The organism is Actinophytocola sp., assembly GCF_036402745.1.
GTDB lineage: Bacteria > Actinomycetota > Actinomycetes > Mycobacteriales > Pseudonocardiaceae > Actinophytocola.
This window is the reverse complement of record NZ_DASWSJ010000408.1, coordinates 1-17,533: the sequence shown is the minus strand read 5'-3', so window position 1 is coordinate 17,533 and position 17,533 is coordinate 1. Positions and strand designations below refer to the sequence as shown.

The following is a 17,533-nucleotide window of genomic DNA, read 5'->3' as shown; positions in this document are numbered from 1 at the left end:
GCGCCGTGGTACTCGCGAGCCCGCTGACGATGCCGGCCGAGGCGCTGGTCCGCCTGGTGCGGCTGGAGAACCTCGGCGAGCTGCACGTCACGCTGGCGCCGCCGGCGAAGTGGCGGCCGAAGGCGTTCCAGCACCAGCTCGAGACGCAGACCCGCCAGGAGTTCATCCGGCTGGGGCTGCTCGACAACCGCGGCCGGCTGGACGTCGAGCTGGTCGCGTCGCTCACCGTGCTGTGCCGGGCGGGCGCGGAGTTCTACGGCTGGGTCAACGAGGGCGACACCACCCGGGCGGTGCTCGCCGCCGCCATCGGCCGCGAGGCCGTCCTCGCCGTCCGCGACGGCGACACGGTCACGCTGAACCAGATCCGGCCGGAGTCGCTGCCGCAGGTGCTGGTGGCGCAGACCCCCGAGGTCCCCCCGGCCCGCGGTGAGGCGCACAGCATCCTGCGCTCGGAGGCGCTGGCCGCGGTGGGCGGCCGGCACCGCACCGAGGCCGGGGTGGGCAGCCGGCCCGCGCCGCCGGACGTGCGGGCCGTCCAGCAGATCGCCGCCCAGCCCACCACCGGCGGCGGCGAGCTGTACGTGGCCGTACGCGACCGGATGGCCAGACGCCGCGCCGTCCCGTACCCGCTGCGCTACGCCGACACCCCCACCGGCCGCTGGCTCAACCACATGACCGACGCCGGCGACGGCGAGCACCGGGTCCTGGTCGCCCCGGCGTCCCGGACCGACCTGGTCCGCCGCCTGCAGGAGATGCACCGCTCCCTGCTCGGCTGAGGTGTGGCCGACATCCGGGGCCGGGTGGCGGTTCGGTGGGTGGTACCGGGTCCGTAGCGTTGTCGCGCGGAGGTGGGCCTGATGTCGGTCGTTGGGCTGGTGCTCGTTCTCGTCGGAGTCGGGGTGCTCGGGCTCGCGGTGCGGGAGCTGCGGGTGCTCCGGTCGGACGTCGGGCTGCTGGGGGAGCGGGTCGACGAGCTGGTCGACGAGATCGACGCGCTGCCGCCGGAGCTGTCGCGGACCTTCGGGGTCGGCGCCAGGCACGTCGTCGCGGTCGAGATCCTCAACCTCTTCGAGCTGGCGCACAAGGAAAGCGCGCTCACCCGCCCGCTCACCGTCCTCACCCCGCGGCTCCTGCGCGACGTCGTCCACCGGCGGCTCATCGGCAAGGTGCGGCAGAGCCTCACCGACCAGGGCGTGCGGGCCGACGTGAGGTTGCACCGTGCTCGCTGAGCTGACCGTCCTCGCCGGGGTCGTCCTCACCGTGGGCGCCGCCGCGCTGCTGGTCGCGGCGCGGCGGGAGCGGCGGCGGGTGCGGAAGGCCGGGTGGCTGCTCACCCGCGCGTCCCTGGCGGTGGCCGAGGCGCGGCGGGCGAGCATCACGGTCGGTGGCTCAGAACTGGTTGATCACCTTCTGGGCATCGTTGCTCGGGATGGCGAACCCGATCCCGACGCTGCCCGCTGACCCGTTCGGGCCCGAGACGGGCGAGTACATCGCCGAGTTGATGCCGACGACCTCGCCGGCGGTGTTGAAGAGCGGTCCCCCGGAGTTCCCCTGGTTGATCGACGCGTCGGTCTGGATCGCGTGGTAGGTGACGGTGCCGCCGGAGCCCGAGCTCGAGCCCGGCACGCCGAAGGGCAGGCCCTGCGGGGTCTGCTGCTGGTCGGCGGGCACGTTGACCTCGCGGTTGAGCGCGCTGACGATCCCCGTCGTCACCGTGCCCTGCAGGCCGCCGGGCGACCCGATCGCGATGACCTCGTCGCCGACGTGCACCGCGGCGGAGTCGCCGAACTTCGCGGCGGTCAGGCCGGACACCCCCTGGGCCTGGATCACCGCCAGGTCGCTCGCCGGGTCGGTGCCGACGACGGTCGCGGGCACCGTGCGGCCGTCGGCCAGCGTGACGGTCACCTGGTCGGCGCCGGCGACGACGTGGTTGTTCGTGAGGATCCGGCCGCCGGCGCTGAGGATCACGCCGGAGCCGATGCCCTGCGAGTTCGGCGACTGCACGTTCACCTGGACCACGCTGTTCTTGACCTTGTCGACCACCGAGCTGACGTCCACCGGCGAGGTGTTCGACGTGGTGGACGCGCTCGCGGCGGCCGGCGCGGGCGCGGTGCCGTTGTCTCCCCCGAGCAGCGCGCCGACCGTGCCGCCGATACCGCCCGCGGCGAGCGTGGCGGCCGCGAGGAGCGCGATCGTGTTGCGCTGGAAGCGGTTCCTCGGCGGCTGCGGTCCCGGCTGCGGTCCGGACTCCGGCGGGGCCGGCGGGACCGGGGGCTGCGGCGGGAGGTAGGACGGGCTCGGGTAGGTCCATGGGGGCACCGGAGGCTGGCGCGGTGGCTGGTAGGTCTCGGTCATGACTCCACGGTGAGCCCGCTGCCTGGGAGGAGCCTGTGAGAGCGCGAAGTGTCGGCCAAGAAGTCGCTTGACGAATCCGGCGGTAAGTCGTAACTTACGGTTCGTGTCGACTTACCAAATGGCGGCGCTCGGCGCGCTCGGCGATCCCACTCGCCGGGCGATCTTCGAGCTGCTGGCCGACCGGCCGCGGGCCGTCGGTGAGTTGGCACGCGAGCTGCCGGTGAGCCGCCCGGCCGTGTCGCAGCACCTCAGGGTGCTCAAGGAGGTCGAGCTGGTCCTCGACCACGCCGAGGGCACCCGGCGGCTCTACCGGGTCGACCCGCGTGGCGTGGCGGCGCTGCGCGACTACCTGGACCAGCTCTGGGACAACGCACTCGCCGCGTTCGCCGCGGCGGCGGAGGAGGACACATGAGCACGACCCTCGCTGTGGTGAGGTCGGTGACCGTGCGGGCCGCCCGGGAGCACGCCTTCACCGTGTTCACCGAGCGGTTCTTCACCTGGTGGCCGAAGGGCCACCACATCGGCATGGCCGAATTGGCCGACGCGGTCATCGAGCCGCACCGGGGCGGCCGCTGGTACGAGCGCGGCGCGGACGGCAGCGAGTGCGACTGGGGCCGGGTGCTGGCCTGGGAGCCGCCGGGCCGGGTGGTGCTGTCCTGGCACCTGCAGGCCGACTGGAGCTACGACCCGAACCCGGCGATGGCGAGCGAGATCGAGGTCCGCTTCATCGCGGAGGCACCCGACCGTACCCGGGTCGACCTGGAGCACCGGCACATCGAGCGCCACGACAAGCCCGAGCAGGTCCTGCGCGGCATCGACTCGCCGGGTGGGTGGGCGGGCATTCTGGCGGCTTACGCCGAGCAGATCTAACCCGACGACATAGGGTCTGGGGGTGACCAACGAGAGCTCATTCCTCCGCCTCCAGGCCAGGACCCAGCGGTTCACCCTCGGGACGCCGCGCGGGTTCCAGGTGTCGCCGGACGGCTCACGCGTCCTGTTCCTGCGCTCGGCGTCCGGCGCGGACCGCCAGCACATCCTGTGGCGGCTCGACCTCGCCACGGGCACCGAGAGCCGGCTCGCCGACCCGGACGTGCTCCTCGGCGGGGGCGGCTCCGGCTACACCGAGGACCTGCCGCCGGAGGAGCGGGCCCGCCGCGAGCGCAGCCGCGAGCAGGCCGGCGGCGTCGTCGGCAACGCCACCGACGCCGACGTGCGGATCGCCGCGTTCGCGTTGTCCGGCAAGCTCTTCGTGGCGGACGCGGTCACCGGCGAGACCCGGGAGCTCGACACCGCGCCCGGCGTCATCGACCCGCGGCCCGACCCCACCGGCCGGCACGTCGCCTACGTCTCGGGCGGCGCGCTGCGCGTGGTCGGCGTCGACGGCACCGGCGACCGGGCGCTCGCCGAGCCGGAGGGGCCGGACCAGGCGTGCGGCGTGGCCGAGTTCATCGCGGCCGAGGAGATGGGCCGCTCGCGCGGGTACTGGTGGTCCCCCGACGGCACCCGGCTGCTCGTCGCGTTCACCGACAAGAGCCCGGTGCGCCGCTGGCACATCGCCGACCCGGCCAACCCCGAGGTGGCGCCCAACGTCGTGTCCTACCCGGCCGCCGGCACGGACAACGTCGAGGTCCGGCTCGCGGTCCTGAGCCTGGACCGGGACCGGAGCTCCCGGGTGGACGTCGACTGGCCCGGTGGCGAGCTGCCCTACCTGGTCACCGCGCACTGGAGCGCCGGCGGCCCGCCGCTGATCGCCCTGCAGACCCGCGACCAGCGGCGCATGGAGACCCGCGCGGTCGACCCGGACACCGGCGCCACCGAGCTGCTCGCCACCGACACCGACGAGCACTGGGTCGAGATCACCCCCGGCGTGCCGGCCTGGACGCCCGACGGCCGGCTCGTGCGGGTCGCGGTGAGCCAGGGCGGCTACCGGCTCCTCGTCGACGACAAGGAGGTCACCCCGCCGTCGACGCAGGTGCGCGCGGTCCTCGACGTCGGCGCGGACATCCTCTTCTCCGCCACCGAGTCCGACCCCACGCAGGTGCACGTCCACCGGGTCGACGACGCGGGCGTCACCCGAATGTCCACTTCGGACGGCGTGCACGGCGCGACGCGGGGCGGCGACGTGACCGTGCTGACCTCGTGGTCGCTGGAGCGGTCCGGCCCGGTGATCGACGTGCTGCGCGGGGACGAGCGGATCGCCGGGATCGCCTCGCACGCGGTCGATCCGGGCATCACGCCGAACCTGCGGCTGCTCACCCTCGGCGAGCGCGCGCTGCGGGCCGCGCTGGTGCTCCCCACCGGGTACGAGCCGGGCGGCGGGCCGCTGCCGGTGCTGCTCGACCCGTACGGCGGGCCGCACGCGCAGCGGGTCATGGCCAGCCGCAACGCCTACCTCGGCCCGCAGTGGCTCGCCGACCAGGGCTTCGCCGTGCTCATCGCGGACGGCCGCGGCACACCCGGGCGCGGGCCGGCCTGGGACCGGCAGGTGGCGTTCGACTTCGCCGGCGTCACGCTCACCGACCAGGTCGACGCGCTGGCGGCGGCCGCCGAGGCGTTCCCCGAGCTCGACCTGTCCACTGTGGCCATCCGCGGCTGGTCCTACGGCGGCTACCTGTCCGCGCTGGCGGTGCTGCGCCGGCCGGACGTGTTCCACGCGGCGATCGCGGGCGCGCCGGTCACCGACTGGCGGCTCTACGACACGCACTACACCGAGCGGTATCTCGGCCATCCCGAGGAGAAACCGGAGGTCTACGACCGCAACTCGCTGATCGACGACGCACCGAAGCTCGAGCGGCCGCTGCTGGTCATCCACGGGCTCGCCGACGACAACGTGGTGGTGGCGCACTCGGTGCGGCTGTCCGCCGCACTGGTGGCCGCCGGCCGCCCGCACGCGCTGCTGCCGCTGCCCGGCGTCACGCACATGACCCCGCAGGACGACGAGGTGGCGGAGAACTTCATGCTGATGCAGGTGCGGTGGCTGCGCTCCGCGCTGGGCCTGGACGCGGAGGTGGCGCAGTGAACCGCTGGGGAATCACGCTGCCGCTGACCGGGGTGCCGCTCACCGCGCACCGCGAGCTCGTCCGCGAGCTGCCCGACCTGGGCTACACCGACGTGTGGTCGGCCGAGACCGCCGGCACGGACGCGTTCACCCCGCTGGCGCTGGCCGCCGAGTGGGCGCCCGGGCTCCGGCTCGGCACCGCGATCGCACCCGTCTACACGCGCGGGCCTGGCCTGCTGGCGATGCAGGCGGCGACCATCGCCGAGCTCGCGCCCGGCCGGTTCGTGCTGGGCGTGGGCACGTCGACGCCGACGATCGTCACCGGGTGGAACGCCGTGCCGTTCGACGCGCCCTACGCGCGGGCCCGGGACACGGTGCGGTTCCTGCGGGCGGCGCTGGTCGGGGACAAGATCACCGAGGAGTACGAGACGTTCGCGGTCTCGAAGTTCCGGCTGGAGCGCCCGCCGACCCCGCCGCCGCCGATCGTGCTGGCGGCGCTGCGTCCGGGGATGCTGCGGCTGGCCGCGCGCGAGGCGGACGGGGCGATCACGAACTGGCTGGCACCGTCGGACGTCCCGAAGGTCCGCGGCGAGCTGGGCGCCGACGGCGAGCTCGTGGCCCGGATCTTCGTGTGCCCCACCGAGGACGCCGACGCCGCGCGGGGCCTGGGCCGCATGCTGATCAGCAGCTACCTCACGGTGCCGGTGTACGCGGCGTTCCACGAGTGGCTGGGCCGCGGCGACGCGCTGGCGCCGATGCACGAGGCGTGGGCGGCGGGCGAGCGCGCGGCGGCGAACGCGGCCATCCCGGACGCGGTGGTGGACGACCTGATCGTGCACGGCCCCGTCGAGCACTGCCGGGAGCGGGTGGCCGAGTACGTCGAGTCCGGTTTGGACACCCCGGTCATCTCGGTCCTGCCCACCGGCGCGGACCCGCAGCAGCTGGTCCGGTCGCTGGCCCCGGCCTGAACCCGATAGTGCGCCGGCGGGCGGCGGCCGTATTGTGGCCCTCAGGTTAGGTTCACCTAAGAATGGGGTCAGATTGCGGGCTTCGCCAGACGCCTCCGACGAGCCGCGGCTGTCCGCCGGCACCGCGGGCGCGGACCGGGTGCGTGCCCTGGTGACGGTCGCCCTGGACGCGATGTCCGAGACGGCCGCGACACGTACCGGTCCGATCCCGGCCGGCGGCCCGGCCGCGGTGGCCGCCGCCCTGGACGGGCTCGACCTGCTGCCACCCCAGGGCGTCGGGGAGGCGGTCGCGCTCGACGAGCTCACCCGGCTCCTCACCGCCGGGTCGGTCGACCCCGCGCACCCGTGGTGTGCCGCCCACCTGCACGGGCCCACGCTCGCCGTCGCGGCCGCGGCGGACCTCGTGGGCAGCGTGCTCAACCCCTCGATGGACTCCTGGGACCAGGCACCCGTCGCGAGCGAGCTGGAGCGGGAGCTCACCGCCACGCTGGCCCGGCTGTGCTTCCCCGCGCAGGAGCGGCCCGACGCGGTGATCACCAGCGGTGGCACGGAGTCCAACCTCCTCGGGCTGCTGCTCGCGCGCGAGCACGGGCGCACCCGGCTCGTCTGCGGGGGCAACGCCCACCACAGCGTCGCCCGCGCGGCCTGGCTCCTCGGGCTGCCCGCCCCGCGGCTGGTCGACACCGACGCCGGCCGGCTGCGGGCCGACGGGCTCGACCTGGCAGCCGACGAGGTCGTCGTCGCCACCGCCGGAACGACGGACACGGGGGCAATCGACCCGCTCGCCGAGGTCGGCGTGGCGGCGCGGCAGGCCGGCGCGTGGCTGCACGTGGACGCCGCCTACGGGGGCGCCGCCCTGTTCAGCGACCGGCTCGCGCCGCGGCTCGCCGGCCTCGAGCACGCCGACTCGGTGGCGCTGGACCTGCACAAGTTCGGCTGGCAGCCCATCGCCGCCGGCATCCTCGCCACCCGCGCACCCTGCACCGCGCTCCACGTCCGCGCCGACTACCTCAACGCCGGCGACGACACCGAGGCCGGCATCCCCGACCTCCTCGGCCGCTCCATCCGCACCTCCCGCCGGCCGGACTGCCTCAAGATCGCCGTCACCCTCCGCGCGCTGGGCCGGCAGGGGATCGCCGGGCTCGTCGAGCACTGCTGCACCCTCGCCGGGCAGGTCGCGCGCGAGGTCGAGCGGCACCCGGGCCTGGAGCTGTGGGGCGAGCCGACCCTGTCCACCGTCCTGGTCCGACCGGTCAGCCACGACGCCGACGCCGACGCCGACGTCGCGGCCGTGCGGCGGCGCCTCCTCGACGACGGCACCGCCGTGCTCGGCCGCGCCACGGTCGACGGCCGGGTGTGGCTCAAGCTCACCCTGCTGAACCCGCGCGCCACCCTCGTGGACTACCGCGGCCTGCTCGACCTCGTCGACGCGACCGCGCGGACCCTCGCGCCATGACCGGCCCGCTGGACATCGCGGGGGTCGGCATCGGCCCGTTCAACCTGTCCCTCGCCGCGCTCGCCGAGCCGGTCGAGGGCCTGCGCACGGCGTTCTTCGAGCGCGAGCCCGAGTTCCACTGGCACCCCGGCCTCATGATCGACGGCGCCGCGCTGCAGGTGCCCTTCCTCGCCGACCTGGTCTCGCTCGTCGAGCCCGCGCACCCGCTGTCGTTCCTCAGCTACCTGCGCGACCGCGGCCGGCTGTTCCCCTTCTACTTCGCCGAGCGGTTCCACATCCCGCGCGCGGAGTACGAGGACTACTGCGGCTGGGCCGTCGGCAAGCTCACGAGCACCCGGTTCGGCCGGCACGTGCGGGCCGTCCGCTGGTCGGGCAGCGCGTTCGAGCTCGACGTCGAGCCGGGCGGCACGGTCGAGGCACGCAACGTCGTGCTCGGCGTGGGCACCGAGCCCGTCCTGCCCGACCCGCTGGAGCACCTGGCGGGCGAGCGGATCCTGCACTCGGCCGACTACCTGCCCGCCCGGCGCCGGCTCGTCGAGGCGGCGGACGTCACGGTCGTCGGATCCGGGCAGTCCGGCGCCGAGGTGTTCCTCGACCTCCTGCGGGCCCGCCCACCCGGCCGCGGCACGCTGCGCTGGCTCACCCGCACCCAGGCGTTCGCGCCGATGGAGTATTCCAAGCTCGGGCTCGAGCAGTTCACCCCGGACTACGTGCGCTTCTTCCACGGCCTCGACGAGCACACCCGGGACCGGCTCGTGCCCGCGCAGTGGCAGCTCTACAAGGCGATCAGCGCGGACACGATCGCCGACATCTACGACGAGCTCTACGAGCGCACGGTCGGCGGCGGCTGGCCGGACGTCTCGCTCGCGCCCGGCGTCGAGGTCACCGCCGCCGCCGAGCGGGCCGGCCGGGTGGAGCTGGAGCTGCGGCACGTCCAGCAGGACCGCAAGGCCACCGTCACCACCGACGCGGTCGTGTGCGCCACCGGCTACCGCGAGCGCGACCTCGGCGAGCTCATCGGCCCGCTCGCCGACCGGGTCGAGCGCGACGCCGCCGGCCGGCTCGTGGTCGACGCCGACTACCGGGTCCACCTGGACGCCGGGGGGTCGCTGTTCGTGCAGAACGCCGAGCGGCACACGCACGGCGTCGGCGCGCCGGACCTCGGCCTCGCCGCGTGGCGCTCCGCCCGCATCCTCAACGCGGTGTGCGGCCGGCCGGTCTACCCGCTGCCGGACCGGACCGCGTTCACCACGTTCGGCCTGGAGGGGACATGAACACCTGGGGGGCGGCCGGGTCGCTGGTCGTGCACAAGATGCTCGGCGAGCTGAGCTACGAGGGGCTGCTCGAGCCCGCGGCGGACGGCGACGGCTGGGTGCTGTCGCTGCCCGGCGGGGTCGAGTACCGGTTCCGGGCCCGGCGCGGCGCGTTCGAGTCCTGGCACGTCGAGCCGGGCAGCGCCACCCGCGACGGCGAGCCGGCCACCGACCCGCGCACGCTGGTCGTCGACGCGCGGGAACGGTTGGGGCTCACCGGGTTGCGGCTCGCCGACGTGCTCTCCGAGCTGACCGCCACCGTCGCCAACGAGGCCACCCGGCTCGGCCGCGCGCCCACCGCGGCCCAGCTGTCCACAATGGACTACGATCGCGCCGACGGGCACCTCACCGGTCACCCTCGGCTGGTGCTCAACAAGGGCCGGGTCGGCTTCTCCGCGCCCGACCGCGAGCGCTACGCCCCCGAGGCCGGGCCGGAGTTCCCGCTGCGCTGGTTCGGCGTGCACCGCGACCACGCGTCGTTCCGCTGCGTCGCCGAGCTCAGCGAGGAGCGGCTGCTCACCGAGGAGCTCGGCGACCGGCTGCCCGTTCTCCGCGAGAAGCTGCCCGCGCCCGAGGAGTTCGTGCTCGTGCCGGTGCACCCGTGGCAGGCCGACGAGATCATCGGCACCCTGTACGCAGCCGAGCTGGCCGAAGGGGTCGTCGTGCCGCTCGGCGAAAGCGCCGACCGCTACCGGCCGCACCAGACCGTCCGCACGCTCGCCAACGCCAGCCACCCCACCCGCCGCGACGTCAAGACCGCGGTGTCCGTGCGCAACACGCTCGTCTACAGAGGACTCGCGGCCGCCGCCACGCTGGCCGCGCCCGCGGTCACCACGTGGCTGCGCGACATCGGCGCCGCTGACCCGTTGTTGACCGAGAAGTACCGGTTCGAGCTGCTCGGCGAGGTCGCCAGCGTGTCCGTGCGGCACCCGCTGCTGGGCAACCTGGCCGAGCTGCCCTACCGGTTCCACGAGACGCTCGGCGCGCTGTGGCGCGAGCCGATCCGGGCCCGTCTCGGGCCGGGCGAGCGGGCGCTGTCGTTCGCCGCGCTGCCCTACCGCGGGCCGGACGGCGAGTCGGTGCTCGCCCGGCTCATCCGTTCCTCCGGGGTGGACGCCGACGCGTGGCTCGACCGGCTGCTCGACCTCGTGCTGACCCCGCTGCTGCACTGGCTGCTGCGCTACGGCGTCGGGTTCTGCCCGCACGGCCAGAACCTGATCCTCATCGTGGACGAGCACGGCCTGCCGGTGCGGGCCGCGATCAAGGACTTCGCGCAGGGCGTCGACCTGCTCGACGAGGAGCTGCCGGAGTACGCGCTGCTCGCCGCCGAGGCCAACGCGGACATGCTGCGCTGGGCGCCGCACCTGCTCGCCCAGTCGCTGTTCAGCTCGGTGTTCGCGGGCCAGCTCCGGTTCTGGGCGGAGGTCCTGCTCGACGACCTCGGCCACCCGCGGGCCCGGCTGTGGGCGCGGGTCCGGGAGATCGTCGGCCGCTACCGCGACGAGCACCCGGACACCGCGCGCCGGTTCGACGCCTGCCAGCTGTTCGCGCCCGACGTGGAGCGGGTGACGCTGAACCGCGAGCACCTGGCCGGCCAGGGCTTCGACAAGGTCGACCGGGACGACGAGTTCGACGTGCGCTTCGGCCGGGCGCGCAACCCGCTCGCCGGTCCCGCCGCGGACGGCGCGTGGTGATCACGCACCACCGTCCCGGCGGCCCGCGAACGCTTGCGGCCCGGGCCGCGGCGGCCGCGTCGCTCGAGGCCGCGCTCCGGTCCGAAGTGGACGCCGGGGCGGTGGCCGCGGTGGTGCTGCTCGTGCCCGACCCGCATGCCCGGTTCGCCGCGGTCGAGGTTGGCGCCCGGTTCTTCGTCGACACCGTGCTGGAGCGTGGTTACGGCGTGTGCAGCTACGTGTTCGCGTGGACGCCGGAGCGCGCGGCGGTCGCGGCGCCCGTGTTCGAGCCGTACACCGACACCTACGGCGACCTGCGGCTGCGGCCGGACCTCGCGACGCTCGCGCCGCTGCCGGGTGAGCCGGGCACGTGGCTCGTGGTGTGCGGCGTCGAGTGGCCGGACGGCCGGCCGGTGCCGATCGCGCCGCGGACCGGGCTGGGGGACCAGCTGCGTGCGCTGGAGGCGGCGGGGCTGGTGCCGTCGGTGGGGCTGGAGCACGAGGTCACGTTCACCGGTGCCGACGGCACACCGCTCGTGCCGGACGGCCTGGACTACGCGGCGGGTGGGCTGGACCCGCTCCGCCCGCTGCTCGCCGCCGTCCGGTCCGATGTGGACGCTCTGGGGCTCGGGGTGGAGTCCCGGCGCGGCGAGTGCCACCCCGGGCAGTACGAGAGCGTCCTGCGCCACCGCGACGCCCTCGCCGCCTGCGACGACGCGATGCTGCAGCAGCTCGTGGTCCGGCGGGCCGCCGCCGCGCGGGGCGTGCGGGCCGGCTACCTCGCCGCCGAGCGGGCGGGAGCGGGCAGCTCGTGTCACGTGCACCTGTCGCTGTCCGATGTGGACGGCCAGCCGCGGTTTCCCGCCCTCCTCGACCAGTTCGTCGCCGGGGTGCTGACCGCGGCCCCGGACCTGACCGCGATCTGGGCGCCCACCTGGAACTCCTACGTCAGGCTGCGCACCGCCCCCTTCGCCCCGACGGACCTGCGGGCGGGAACCGACGACCGCACGGCGGCGGTCCGCATCGCCGGCGCGGGCGACTCCCTGCGCATCGAGGCCCGCTTCGCCGGCGCCGACGCGCAGCCGCACCTCGTGGTGGCCGCCCTGCTGGCCGCGGGCCGGTGGGGCATCGAGTCCGGCCTGCGGTCGCCGCGGCCCGGGCGCCTGCACGACACCCCGTGGGCGGCGCGCCGCGCCCTGGACGAGTCGGCCTTGGCCCGCAAGCTCCTCGGCGACGGGCTGGTCGACGCGCGGGTCGCCCTGCTCGACGAGGAGCTGACCAGCGGCCTGGAGACGGTCACCGACTGGCAGCGGCGTCGCGGAGACAGGAGAGCGTGACCCTCGAGGGTCACAGAAAAAAACAAGCACGCATGCTTGAAATGGCGGCCGGCGCCGTGCCATCGTGGACCCGTGGTTGAGCTTCAACAGCTGGTCGCTGACCTCCTGGACGAGAGTGCCGAGATAGACGCCCTGGTCAGCGGGCTTCCCGACGAGGCGTGGGCGACGCAGACACCCGCGCCCGGGTGGACCGTCGCGCATCAGGTGGCGCACCTCGCGTGGACCGACCAGCGGGCGTTGCTCGCGGCCACCGACGGCGACGCGTTCCAGGCAGAGCTCGCCGAGGCCGCGGCCACCGCGCCGCTGGACCAGCTCGGCACGTTCGTCGACGAGGCCGCCGGGCAAGGGGCCGAGGAACCACCCGCCGAGCTGCTGGCGACCTGGCGGCGCGGCCGGGAGGACCTGGTGGACGCGCTGCAAGGCGTGCCCGACGGCACCAAGCTTCCCTGGTACGGCCCGCCGATGTCGGCCGGGTCGATGGCCACCGCCCGGATGATGGAGACCTGGGCGCACGGCTACGACATCGCCGACGCGCTCGGCGTGCGCCGGGAGCCCACCGGGCGGCTGCGGCACGTCGCGCACCTCGGGGTGCGGACCCGCGACTTCGCCTACGTCGTCCGGCACCGCGTCCCGCCCACCGAGGAGTTCCGCGTCGAGCTGACCGGCCCGGCCGGCGAGGTGTGGACGTGGGGTCCGGCCGAGGCGCGGCAGCGGGTCACCGGGCCGGCCCTCGACTTCTGCCTCCTGGTGACCCAGCGCGTCCACCGCGCCGACACCGCCCTCACCGCCACCGGCCCGGACGCCGACAGCTGGCTCGACATCGCGCAAGCGTTCGCGGGCGGCCCCGGCGACGGACGGGCGCCCCGCTCATGATCCGCATCGGCAACGCGTCGGGGTTCTACGGCGACAGGTTCGCCGCGGTGAAGGAGATGCTCACCGGGGGCCGGCTCGACGTCCTCACCGGGGACTACCTCGCCGAGCTGACGATGCTCATCCTCGGCCGGGACCGGCTGAAGGCCCCGGACCGCGGCTACGCGCGCACTTTCCTCAGCCAGCTCGAGGAGGGCCTCGGGCTGGCCGTGGACAACGGCGTCAAGATCGTCACCAACGCGGGCGGGCTCAACCCGGCCGGCCTCGCGCAGGCGATCCGGGAGCTGGCCACCAGGACCGGCGTCGACGTCAAGGTGTCCCATGTGGAGGGTGACGACCTGCTGGGGCACGGCTTCCCCGGCGCGCTCACCGCCAACGCCTACCTCGGCTGCTGGGGCATCGTCGAGTGCCTCAATGCCGGTGCCGACGTCGTGGTCACCGGCCGGGTCACTGACGCCTCGCTCGTGGCCGGGCCGGCCGCCGCGCACTTCGGCTGGGACAGGACGGACCTCGACCAGCTCGCCGGCGCCACCGTCGCCGGGCACGTCATCGAGTGCGGCACGCAGGCCACCGGCGGCAACTTCGCGTTCTTCACCGAGGTCCCGGACCTCACCCACCCCGGCTTCCCGATCGCCGAGATCGACGCACGCGGCGACGCGGTCGTCACCAAGCACCCCGGCACCGGCGGCGTGGTCACCGTCGACACCGTCAAGGCCCAGCTGCTGTACGAGATCGGCGGCCCGCGCTACCTCGGCCCGGACGTCACCAGCCGCTTCGACACGATCACCCTGGCCCAGCGGGGACCGGACCGGGTCGCGATCACCGGCACGAAGGGCGAGGCCCCGCCGGAGACCGTCAAGGTCTGCGTCAACACCCTCGACGGGTTCCGCAACAGCATGACGTTCGTCCTGTGTGGACTCGACATCGAGGACAAGGCCGCGCTGGCCCGCCGCCAGCTCACCGCCGCGGTCGGCGACGAGGGCCTGCACTGGACACTCGCCCGCACCGACCACGACGACGCGGACACCGAGGAGGCGGCGAGCGCACTCCTGCACGTCACCATCAAGACCCCGGACCCCAAGCGCGCCAAGGCGTTCTCCCGCGCGTCGGTCGAGCTGGCGCTGGCCTCCTACCCCGGCTGCACGCTCACCTCGCCACCCGCCGACGGCACCCCGGTCGGCGTGTACCGGCCGGAGTACGTGCCCCAGCAGGCGGTCGAGCAGGTCGCCGTGCTGCCCGGCGGCGAGCGCCGCCCGATCGCCCCGCCGACCGTGTTCGGCACAGGCACCGGCACCGGCATGGGCACGGGCGAGCCGCCGCCCGGCCCGGAGTACCACGGCGGACCGACCCGCCGGGTGCCGCTCGGCACGGTCGTCGGCGCGCGCTCGGGCGACAAGGGCGGCGACGCCAACCTCGGCGTGTGGGTCCGCGACCCGGCCGCCTACCCGTGGCTCGCGCACGAGCTGACCACCGACCGGCTCCGCGAGCTGCTGCCGGAGGTCAAGGACCTCGACATCGAGCGGCACCCGCTGCCCAACCTCAACGCGGTCAACTTCGTGCTGCACGGCCTGCTCGGCCAGGGCGTGGCCGCGTCCACCCGGTTCGACCCGCAGGCCAAGTCGCTCGGCGAGTGGCTGCGCTCCCGGCACGCCGACATCCCGGAGGTCTTCCTGTGAGCGATCCATTCAGGACACCCGAGCGGGTCGCGCTGCGGGAGACGACCAGGCGGTTCGTCGAGAAGGAGGTTCTCCCACACCTCGACGAGTGGGAGCGCGACGGCGACCTGCCGCGCGACCTGCACCGCAAGGCCGGCGCGCTCGGCCTGCTCGGCGTCGCGTTCCCCGAGGCGGTGGGCGGCGGGGGCGGCGACGTCATCGACGCCATGACCGTCACCGAGGAGGTCCACTACGCGGGCGGGTCCGGCGGCGTGGTGGCGGGCCTGTTCACCTCCGGCATCGCGTTGCCGCACATCGCGCACGCGGGTGCCGCGGCACAGATCGACCGCTGGGTCCGGCCGACGCTGGCCGGCGAGAAGATCGGCTCGCTCGCGGTCACCGAGCCCGACGGCGGCTCCGACGTCGCCAACGTGCGCACCAGTGCCAAGCGGGACGGCGACCACTACGTCGTCAACGGCGCCAAGACCTTCATCACCTCCGGCTGCCGCGCCGACTTCGTGACCACGGTCGTCCGCACCGGCGACGCGGGCGCGCACGGCCTGTCGCTGCTGGTGGTCGAGCGCGGCACGCCGGGCTTCACGGTCACCCGCAAACTCGACAAGATGGGCTGGCTCTGCTCGGACACCGCCGATCTGTCCTATGTGGACGTCCGAGTCCCCGCGGTGAACCTCGTCGGCCAGGAGGGCAGCGGGTTCGCCCAGGTGGCCACCCACTTCGTCACCGAGCGGCTCGCGCTCGCCGTGCAGGCCTACGCCACCGCGCAACGCGCGCTCGACCTCACCGTCGAGTGGTGCCGGCTGCGCGAGACGTTCGGCCGGCCGCTGATCTCCCGCCAGGTCGTGCAGCACAAGCTCACCGAGATGGCCCGCCGGGTCGACGTGGCCCGCGCCTACACCCGCGGTGTCGCCATGCGATATGCCGAGGGCGAGCCCACGGTCGCCGAGGCGTGCTTCGCCAAGAACACCGCGGTCGAGGCCGGCGAGTGGGTCGTCAACGAGGCGGTCCAGCTGCACGGGGGGCTCGGCTATATGCGCGAGTCCGAGGTGGAGCGCCACTACCGGGACGTCCGGATCCTCGGCATCGGCGGCGGCACCACCGAGATCCTCACCGGCCTGGCCGCGAAGGTACTGGGGTACACCTCATGACCGTTCCGCCTCCCCGCGTTTCCGACGGTTGGTCGCGTTCTGTTGGACCGTCTCGTTGGTCTCGTACTTGTGGCTGGGTTGCGTCACGTTCCCCTGAGGTGCGGTTGGGCAGGGCGCGGTCCGCGTTGACGCGAGGAGTCTCATGACCCACCTTCGTTCTACTGTGGACACCAGGGCCGCCGAGCACGCGGCCAACCGCGAGGCGATGCTCGCCAAGCTGGCCGAGCTGGCGGCCGAGCACGCCAAGGCGGTCGCGGGCGGCGGGGACAAGTACGTCGAGCGGCACCGCAAGCGCGGCAAGCTGCTGGTGCGCGAGCGGATCGAGCTGCTGCTCGACCCCGACTCGCCGTTCCTGGAGCTCTCCCCGCTCGCCGCGTGGGGCAGCGACTACAAGGTCGGCGCCAGCGTGGTCACCGGGATCGGCGTGGTCGAGGGCGTCGAGTGCCTGGTCTGCGGCAGCGACCCCACGGTCAAGGGCGGCGCGAGCAACCCGTGGACGGCCAAGAAGTCCTACCGGGCCGCGGACATCGCCGCGCAGAACCGGCTCCCGACGATCAACCTCGTCGAGTCCGGCGGCGCGGACCTGCCGACCCAGAAGGAGATCTTCATCCCGGGTGGCCGGATCTTCCGCGACCTCACCCGAGCCTCGGCCGCGGGGACGCCGACCGTCGCGCTGGTGTTCGGCAACTCCACCGCGGGTGGCGCGTACCTGCCGGGCATGTCGGACCACGTGGTGATGGTCAAGGAGCGCGCCAAGGTCTTCCTCGGCGGCCCGCCGCTGGTGAAGATGGCCACCGGCGAGGAGTCCGACGACGAGTCGCTCGGTGGCGCGGAGATGCACGCCCGCACCTCCGGCCTCGCCGACTACCTCGCCGTCGACGAGGAGGACGCGATCCGCATCGGCCGGCGGATCGTGGCCCGGCTCAACTGGCGCAAGCAGGGACCGGAGCCCGCCGCGGACTACGCCGAGCCCGAGTACGACCCTGAGGACCTGCTCGGCATCGTGCCGGCCGACCTCAAGGTGCCGTTCGACCCGCGCGAGGTCATCGCCCGGGTGGTCGACGGGTCGGACTTCGACGAGTTCAAGCCGCTGTACGGCACGAGCCTCGTCACCGGCTGGGCGCGGGTCCACGGCTACCCGGTCGGCATCCTGGCCAACGCGCGGGGCGTGCTGTTCAGCGAGGAGTCGCAGAAGGCCGCGCAGTTCATCCAGCTGGCCAACCAGGTCGACACGCCGCTGCTGTTCCTGCACAACACCACCGGCTACATGGTGGGCAGGGAGTACGAGCAGGGCGGCATCATCAAGCACGGCGCCATGATGATCAACGCGGTGTCGAACTCGAAGGTCCCGCACATCTCGATCCTCATGGGCGCCTCCTACGGCGCCGGGCACTACGGCATGTGCGGCCGGGCCTACGACCCGCGGTTCCTGTTCGCCTGGCCCAGCGCCAAGTCCGCGGTGATGGGCCCGCAGCAGCTGGCCGGCGTGCTGTCCATTGTGGCCAGACAGGCGGCGGCGGGCCGCGGCCAGGAGTACAGCGAGGAGCACGACGCGGCCATGCGCACCATGGTGGAGAGCCAGATCGAGGCGGAGTCGCTGCCGATGTTCCTGTCCGGCATGCTCTACGACGACGGCATCATCGACCCGAGGGACACCCGGACCGTGCTCGGCATCTGCCTCTCGACCATCCACAACGGACCGATCAGCGGCGCCGCCGGCTTCGGCGTCTTCCGGATGTGAC

General features: G+C 74.1%; 16 protein-coding genes. 15 read left to right on the top strand and 1 reads right to left on the bottom strand.

Annotation, left to right across the window (positions count from 1 at the left end; genetic code table 11):
* Nucleotides 1–5 precede the first annotated feature (5 nt).
* The 3 genes from VGD70_RS35865 (at nt 6) to VGD70_RS35855 (ending at nt 1,461) form a co-directional block, all read left to right on the top strand.
* Nucleotides 6–776, top strand: a complete 771-nt coding sequence (locus tag VGD70_RS35865; RefSeq protein WP_331089443.1) for an ESX secretion-associated protein EspG — start codon at nt 6–8, stop codon at nt 774–776.
* Between the two features lie 81 nt (nt 777–857).
* Nucleotides 858–1,229 (top strand): hypothetical protein, encoded by a 372-nt coding sequence (locus VGD70_RS35860; RefSeq protein WP_331089441.1) that lies wholly within the window; start codon nt 858–860, stop codon nt 1,227–1,229.
* Nucleotides 1,219–1,461 carry a hypothetical protein gene (locus VGD70_RS35855; RefSeq protein ID WP_331089439.1) on the top strand — a complete coding sequence of 81 codons (243 nt, stop codon included), beginning with the start codon at nt 1,219–1,221 and terminating at the stop codon, nt 1,459–1,461. Before VGD70_RS35860 ends, VGD70_RS35855 begins: the two co-directional genes overlap by 11 nt.
* Here VGD70_RS35855 and VGD70_RS35850 read toward each other — a convergent pair.
* Nucleotides 1,390–2,355, bottom strand: coding sequence for a S1C family serine protease (locus tag VGD70_RS35850; RefSeq protein ID WP_331089437.1), 966 nt, complete (start codon nt 2,353–2,355; stop codon nt 1,390–1,392). The two genes, VGD70_RS35855 and VGD70_RS35850, sit on opposite strands and share 72 nt — an antisense overlap.
* Nucleotides 2,356–2,458: 103 nt before the next feature.
* Between VGD70_RS35850 and VGD70_RS35845 the strand changes: the two genes are divergently transcribed.
* The 12 genes from VGD70_RS35845 (at nt 2,459) to VGD70_RS35790 (ending at nt 17,532) form a co-directional block, all read left to right on the top strand.
* On the top strand, nt 2,459–2,767 hold the full coding sequence (locus VGD70_RS35845) for a metalloregulator ArsR/SmtB family transcription factor (protein WP_331089435.1): 309 nt from the start codon (nt 2,459–2,461) through the stop codon (nt 2,765–2,767).
* Nucleotides 2,764–3,225, top strand: a complete 462-nt coding sequence (locus tag VGD70_RS35840; protein WP_331089433.1) for an SRPBCC family protein — start codon at nt 2,764–2,766, stop codon at nt 3,223–3,225. Before VGD70_RS35845 ends, VGD70_RS35840 begins: the two co-directional genes overlap by 4 nt.
* A gap of 22 nt (nt 3,226–3,247) precedes the next feature.
* The gene (locus VGD70_RS35835) at nt 3,248–5,374 is read left to right on the top strand and encodes a S9 family peptidase (RefSeq protein ID WP_331089431.1); all 2,127 of its coding nucleotides are present in this window, start codon (nt 3,248–3,250) and stop codon (nt 5,372–5,374) included.
* The gene (locus VGD70_RS35830; protein WP_331089429.1) at nt 5,371–6,321 is read left to right on the top strand and encodes an LLM class F420-dependent oxidoreductase; all 951 of its coding nucleotides are present in this window, start codon (nt 5,371–5,373) and stop codon (nt 6,319–6,321) included. Before VGD70_RS35835 ends, VGD70_RS35830 begins: the two co-directional genes overlap by 4 nt.
* 73 nt (nt 6,322–6,394) lie before the next feature.
* Nucleotides 6,395–7,777 (top strand): pyridoxal phosphate-dependent decarboxylase family protein, encoded by a 1,383-nt coding sequence (locus VGD70_RS35825; protein ID WP_331089427.1) that lies wholly within the window; start codon nt 6,395–6,397, stop codon nt 7,775–7,777.
* The gene (locus VGD70_RS35820) at nt 7,774–9,051 is read left to right on the top strand and encodes a lysine N(6)-hydroxylase/L-ornithine N(5)-oxygenase family protein (RefSeq protein WP_331089426.1); all 1,278 of its coding nucleotides are present in this window, start codon (nt 7,774–7,776) and stop codon (nt 9,049–9,051) included. Before VGD70_RS35825 ends, VGD70_RS35820 begins: the two co-directional genes overlap by 4 nt.
* Nucleotides 9,048–10,784, top strand: coding sequence for an IucA/IucC family protein (locus VGD70_RS35815; protein WP_331089424.1), 1,737 nt, complete (start codon nt 9,048–9,050; stop codon nt 10,782–10,784). Before VGD70_RS35820 ends, VGD70_RS35815 begins: the two co-directional genes overlap by 4 nt.
* The gene (locus VGD70_RS35810; RefSeq protein WP_414638138.1) at nt 10,781–12,100 is read left to right on the top strand and encodes a glutamine synthetase; all 1,320 of its coding nucleotides are present in this window, start codon (nt 10,781–10,783) and stop codon (nt 12,098–12,100) included. The genes VGD70_RS35815 and VGD70_RS35810 overlap by 4 nt, the downstream gene beginning before the upstream one ends.
* A gap of 72 nt (nt 12,101–12,172) precedes the next feature.
* On the top strand, nt 12,173–12,973 hold the full coding sequence (locus tag VGD70_RS35805; protein WP_331089420.1) for a TIGR03084 family metal-binding protein: 801 nt from the start codon (nt 12,173–12,175) through the stop codon (nt 12,971–12,973).
* A complete protein-coding gene (locus VGD70_RS35800; protein ID WP_331089418.1) occupies nt 12,970–14,646 on the top strand; it encodes an acyclic terpene utilization AtuA family protein in 1,677 nt (558 codons plus the stop codon). The genes VGD70_RS35805 and VGD70_RS35800 overlap by 4 nt, the downstream gene beginning before the upstream one ends.
* The gene (locus VGD70_RS35795) at nt 14,643–15,791 is read left to right on the top strand and encodes an acyl-CoA dehydrogenase family protein (RefSeq protein WP_331089416.1); all 1,149 of its coding nucleotides are present in this window, start codon (nt 14,643–14,645) and stop codon (nt 15,789–15,791) included. The genes VGD70_RS35800 and VGD70_RS35795 overlap by 4 nt, the downstream gene beginning before the upstream one ends.
* A gap of 142 nt (nt 15,792–15,933) precedes the next feature.
* Entirely contained in the window at nt 15,934–17,532 is a 1,599-nt protein-coding gene (locus tag VGD70_RS35790) for an acyl-CoA carboxylase subunit beta (protein WP_331089414.1), read from the top strand.
* The last annotated feature ends 1 nt before the right edge of the window (nt 17,533 follow it).

Bases quoted from the DNA above. Each gene is read 5' to 3' on its own strand.
- VGD70_RS35790 (WP_331089414.1), top strand. From the start codon at position 15,934: ATGACCCACCTTCGTTCTACTGTGGACACCAGGGCCGCCGAGCACGCG.
- VGD70_RS35860 (WP_331089441.1), top strand. From the start codon at position 858: ATGTCGGTCGTTGGGCTGGTGCTCGTTCTCGTCGGAGTCGGGGTGCTC.
- VGD70_RS35850 (WP_331089437.1), bottom strand. From the start codon at position 2,355: ATGACCGAGACCTACCAGCCACCGCGCCAGCCTCCGGTGCCCCCATGG.
- VGD70_RS35840 (WP_331089433.1), top strand. From the start codon at position 2,764: ATGAGCACGACCCTCGCTGTGGTGAGGTCGGTGACCGTGCGGGCCGCC.
- VGD70_RS35820 (WP_331089426.1), top strand. From the start codon at position 7,774: ATGACCGGCCCGCTGGACATCGCGGGGGTCGGCATCGGCCCGTTCAAC.
- VGD70_RS35815 (WP_331089424.1), top strand. From the start codon at position 9,048: ATGAACACCTGGGGGGCGGCCGGGTCGCTGGTCGTGCACAAGATGCTC.
- VGD70_RS35800 (WP_331089418.1), top strand. From the start codon at position 12,970: ATGATCCGCATCGGCAACGCGTCGGGGTTCTACGGCGACAGGTTCGCC.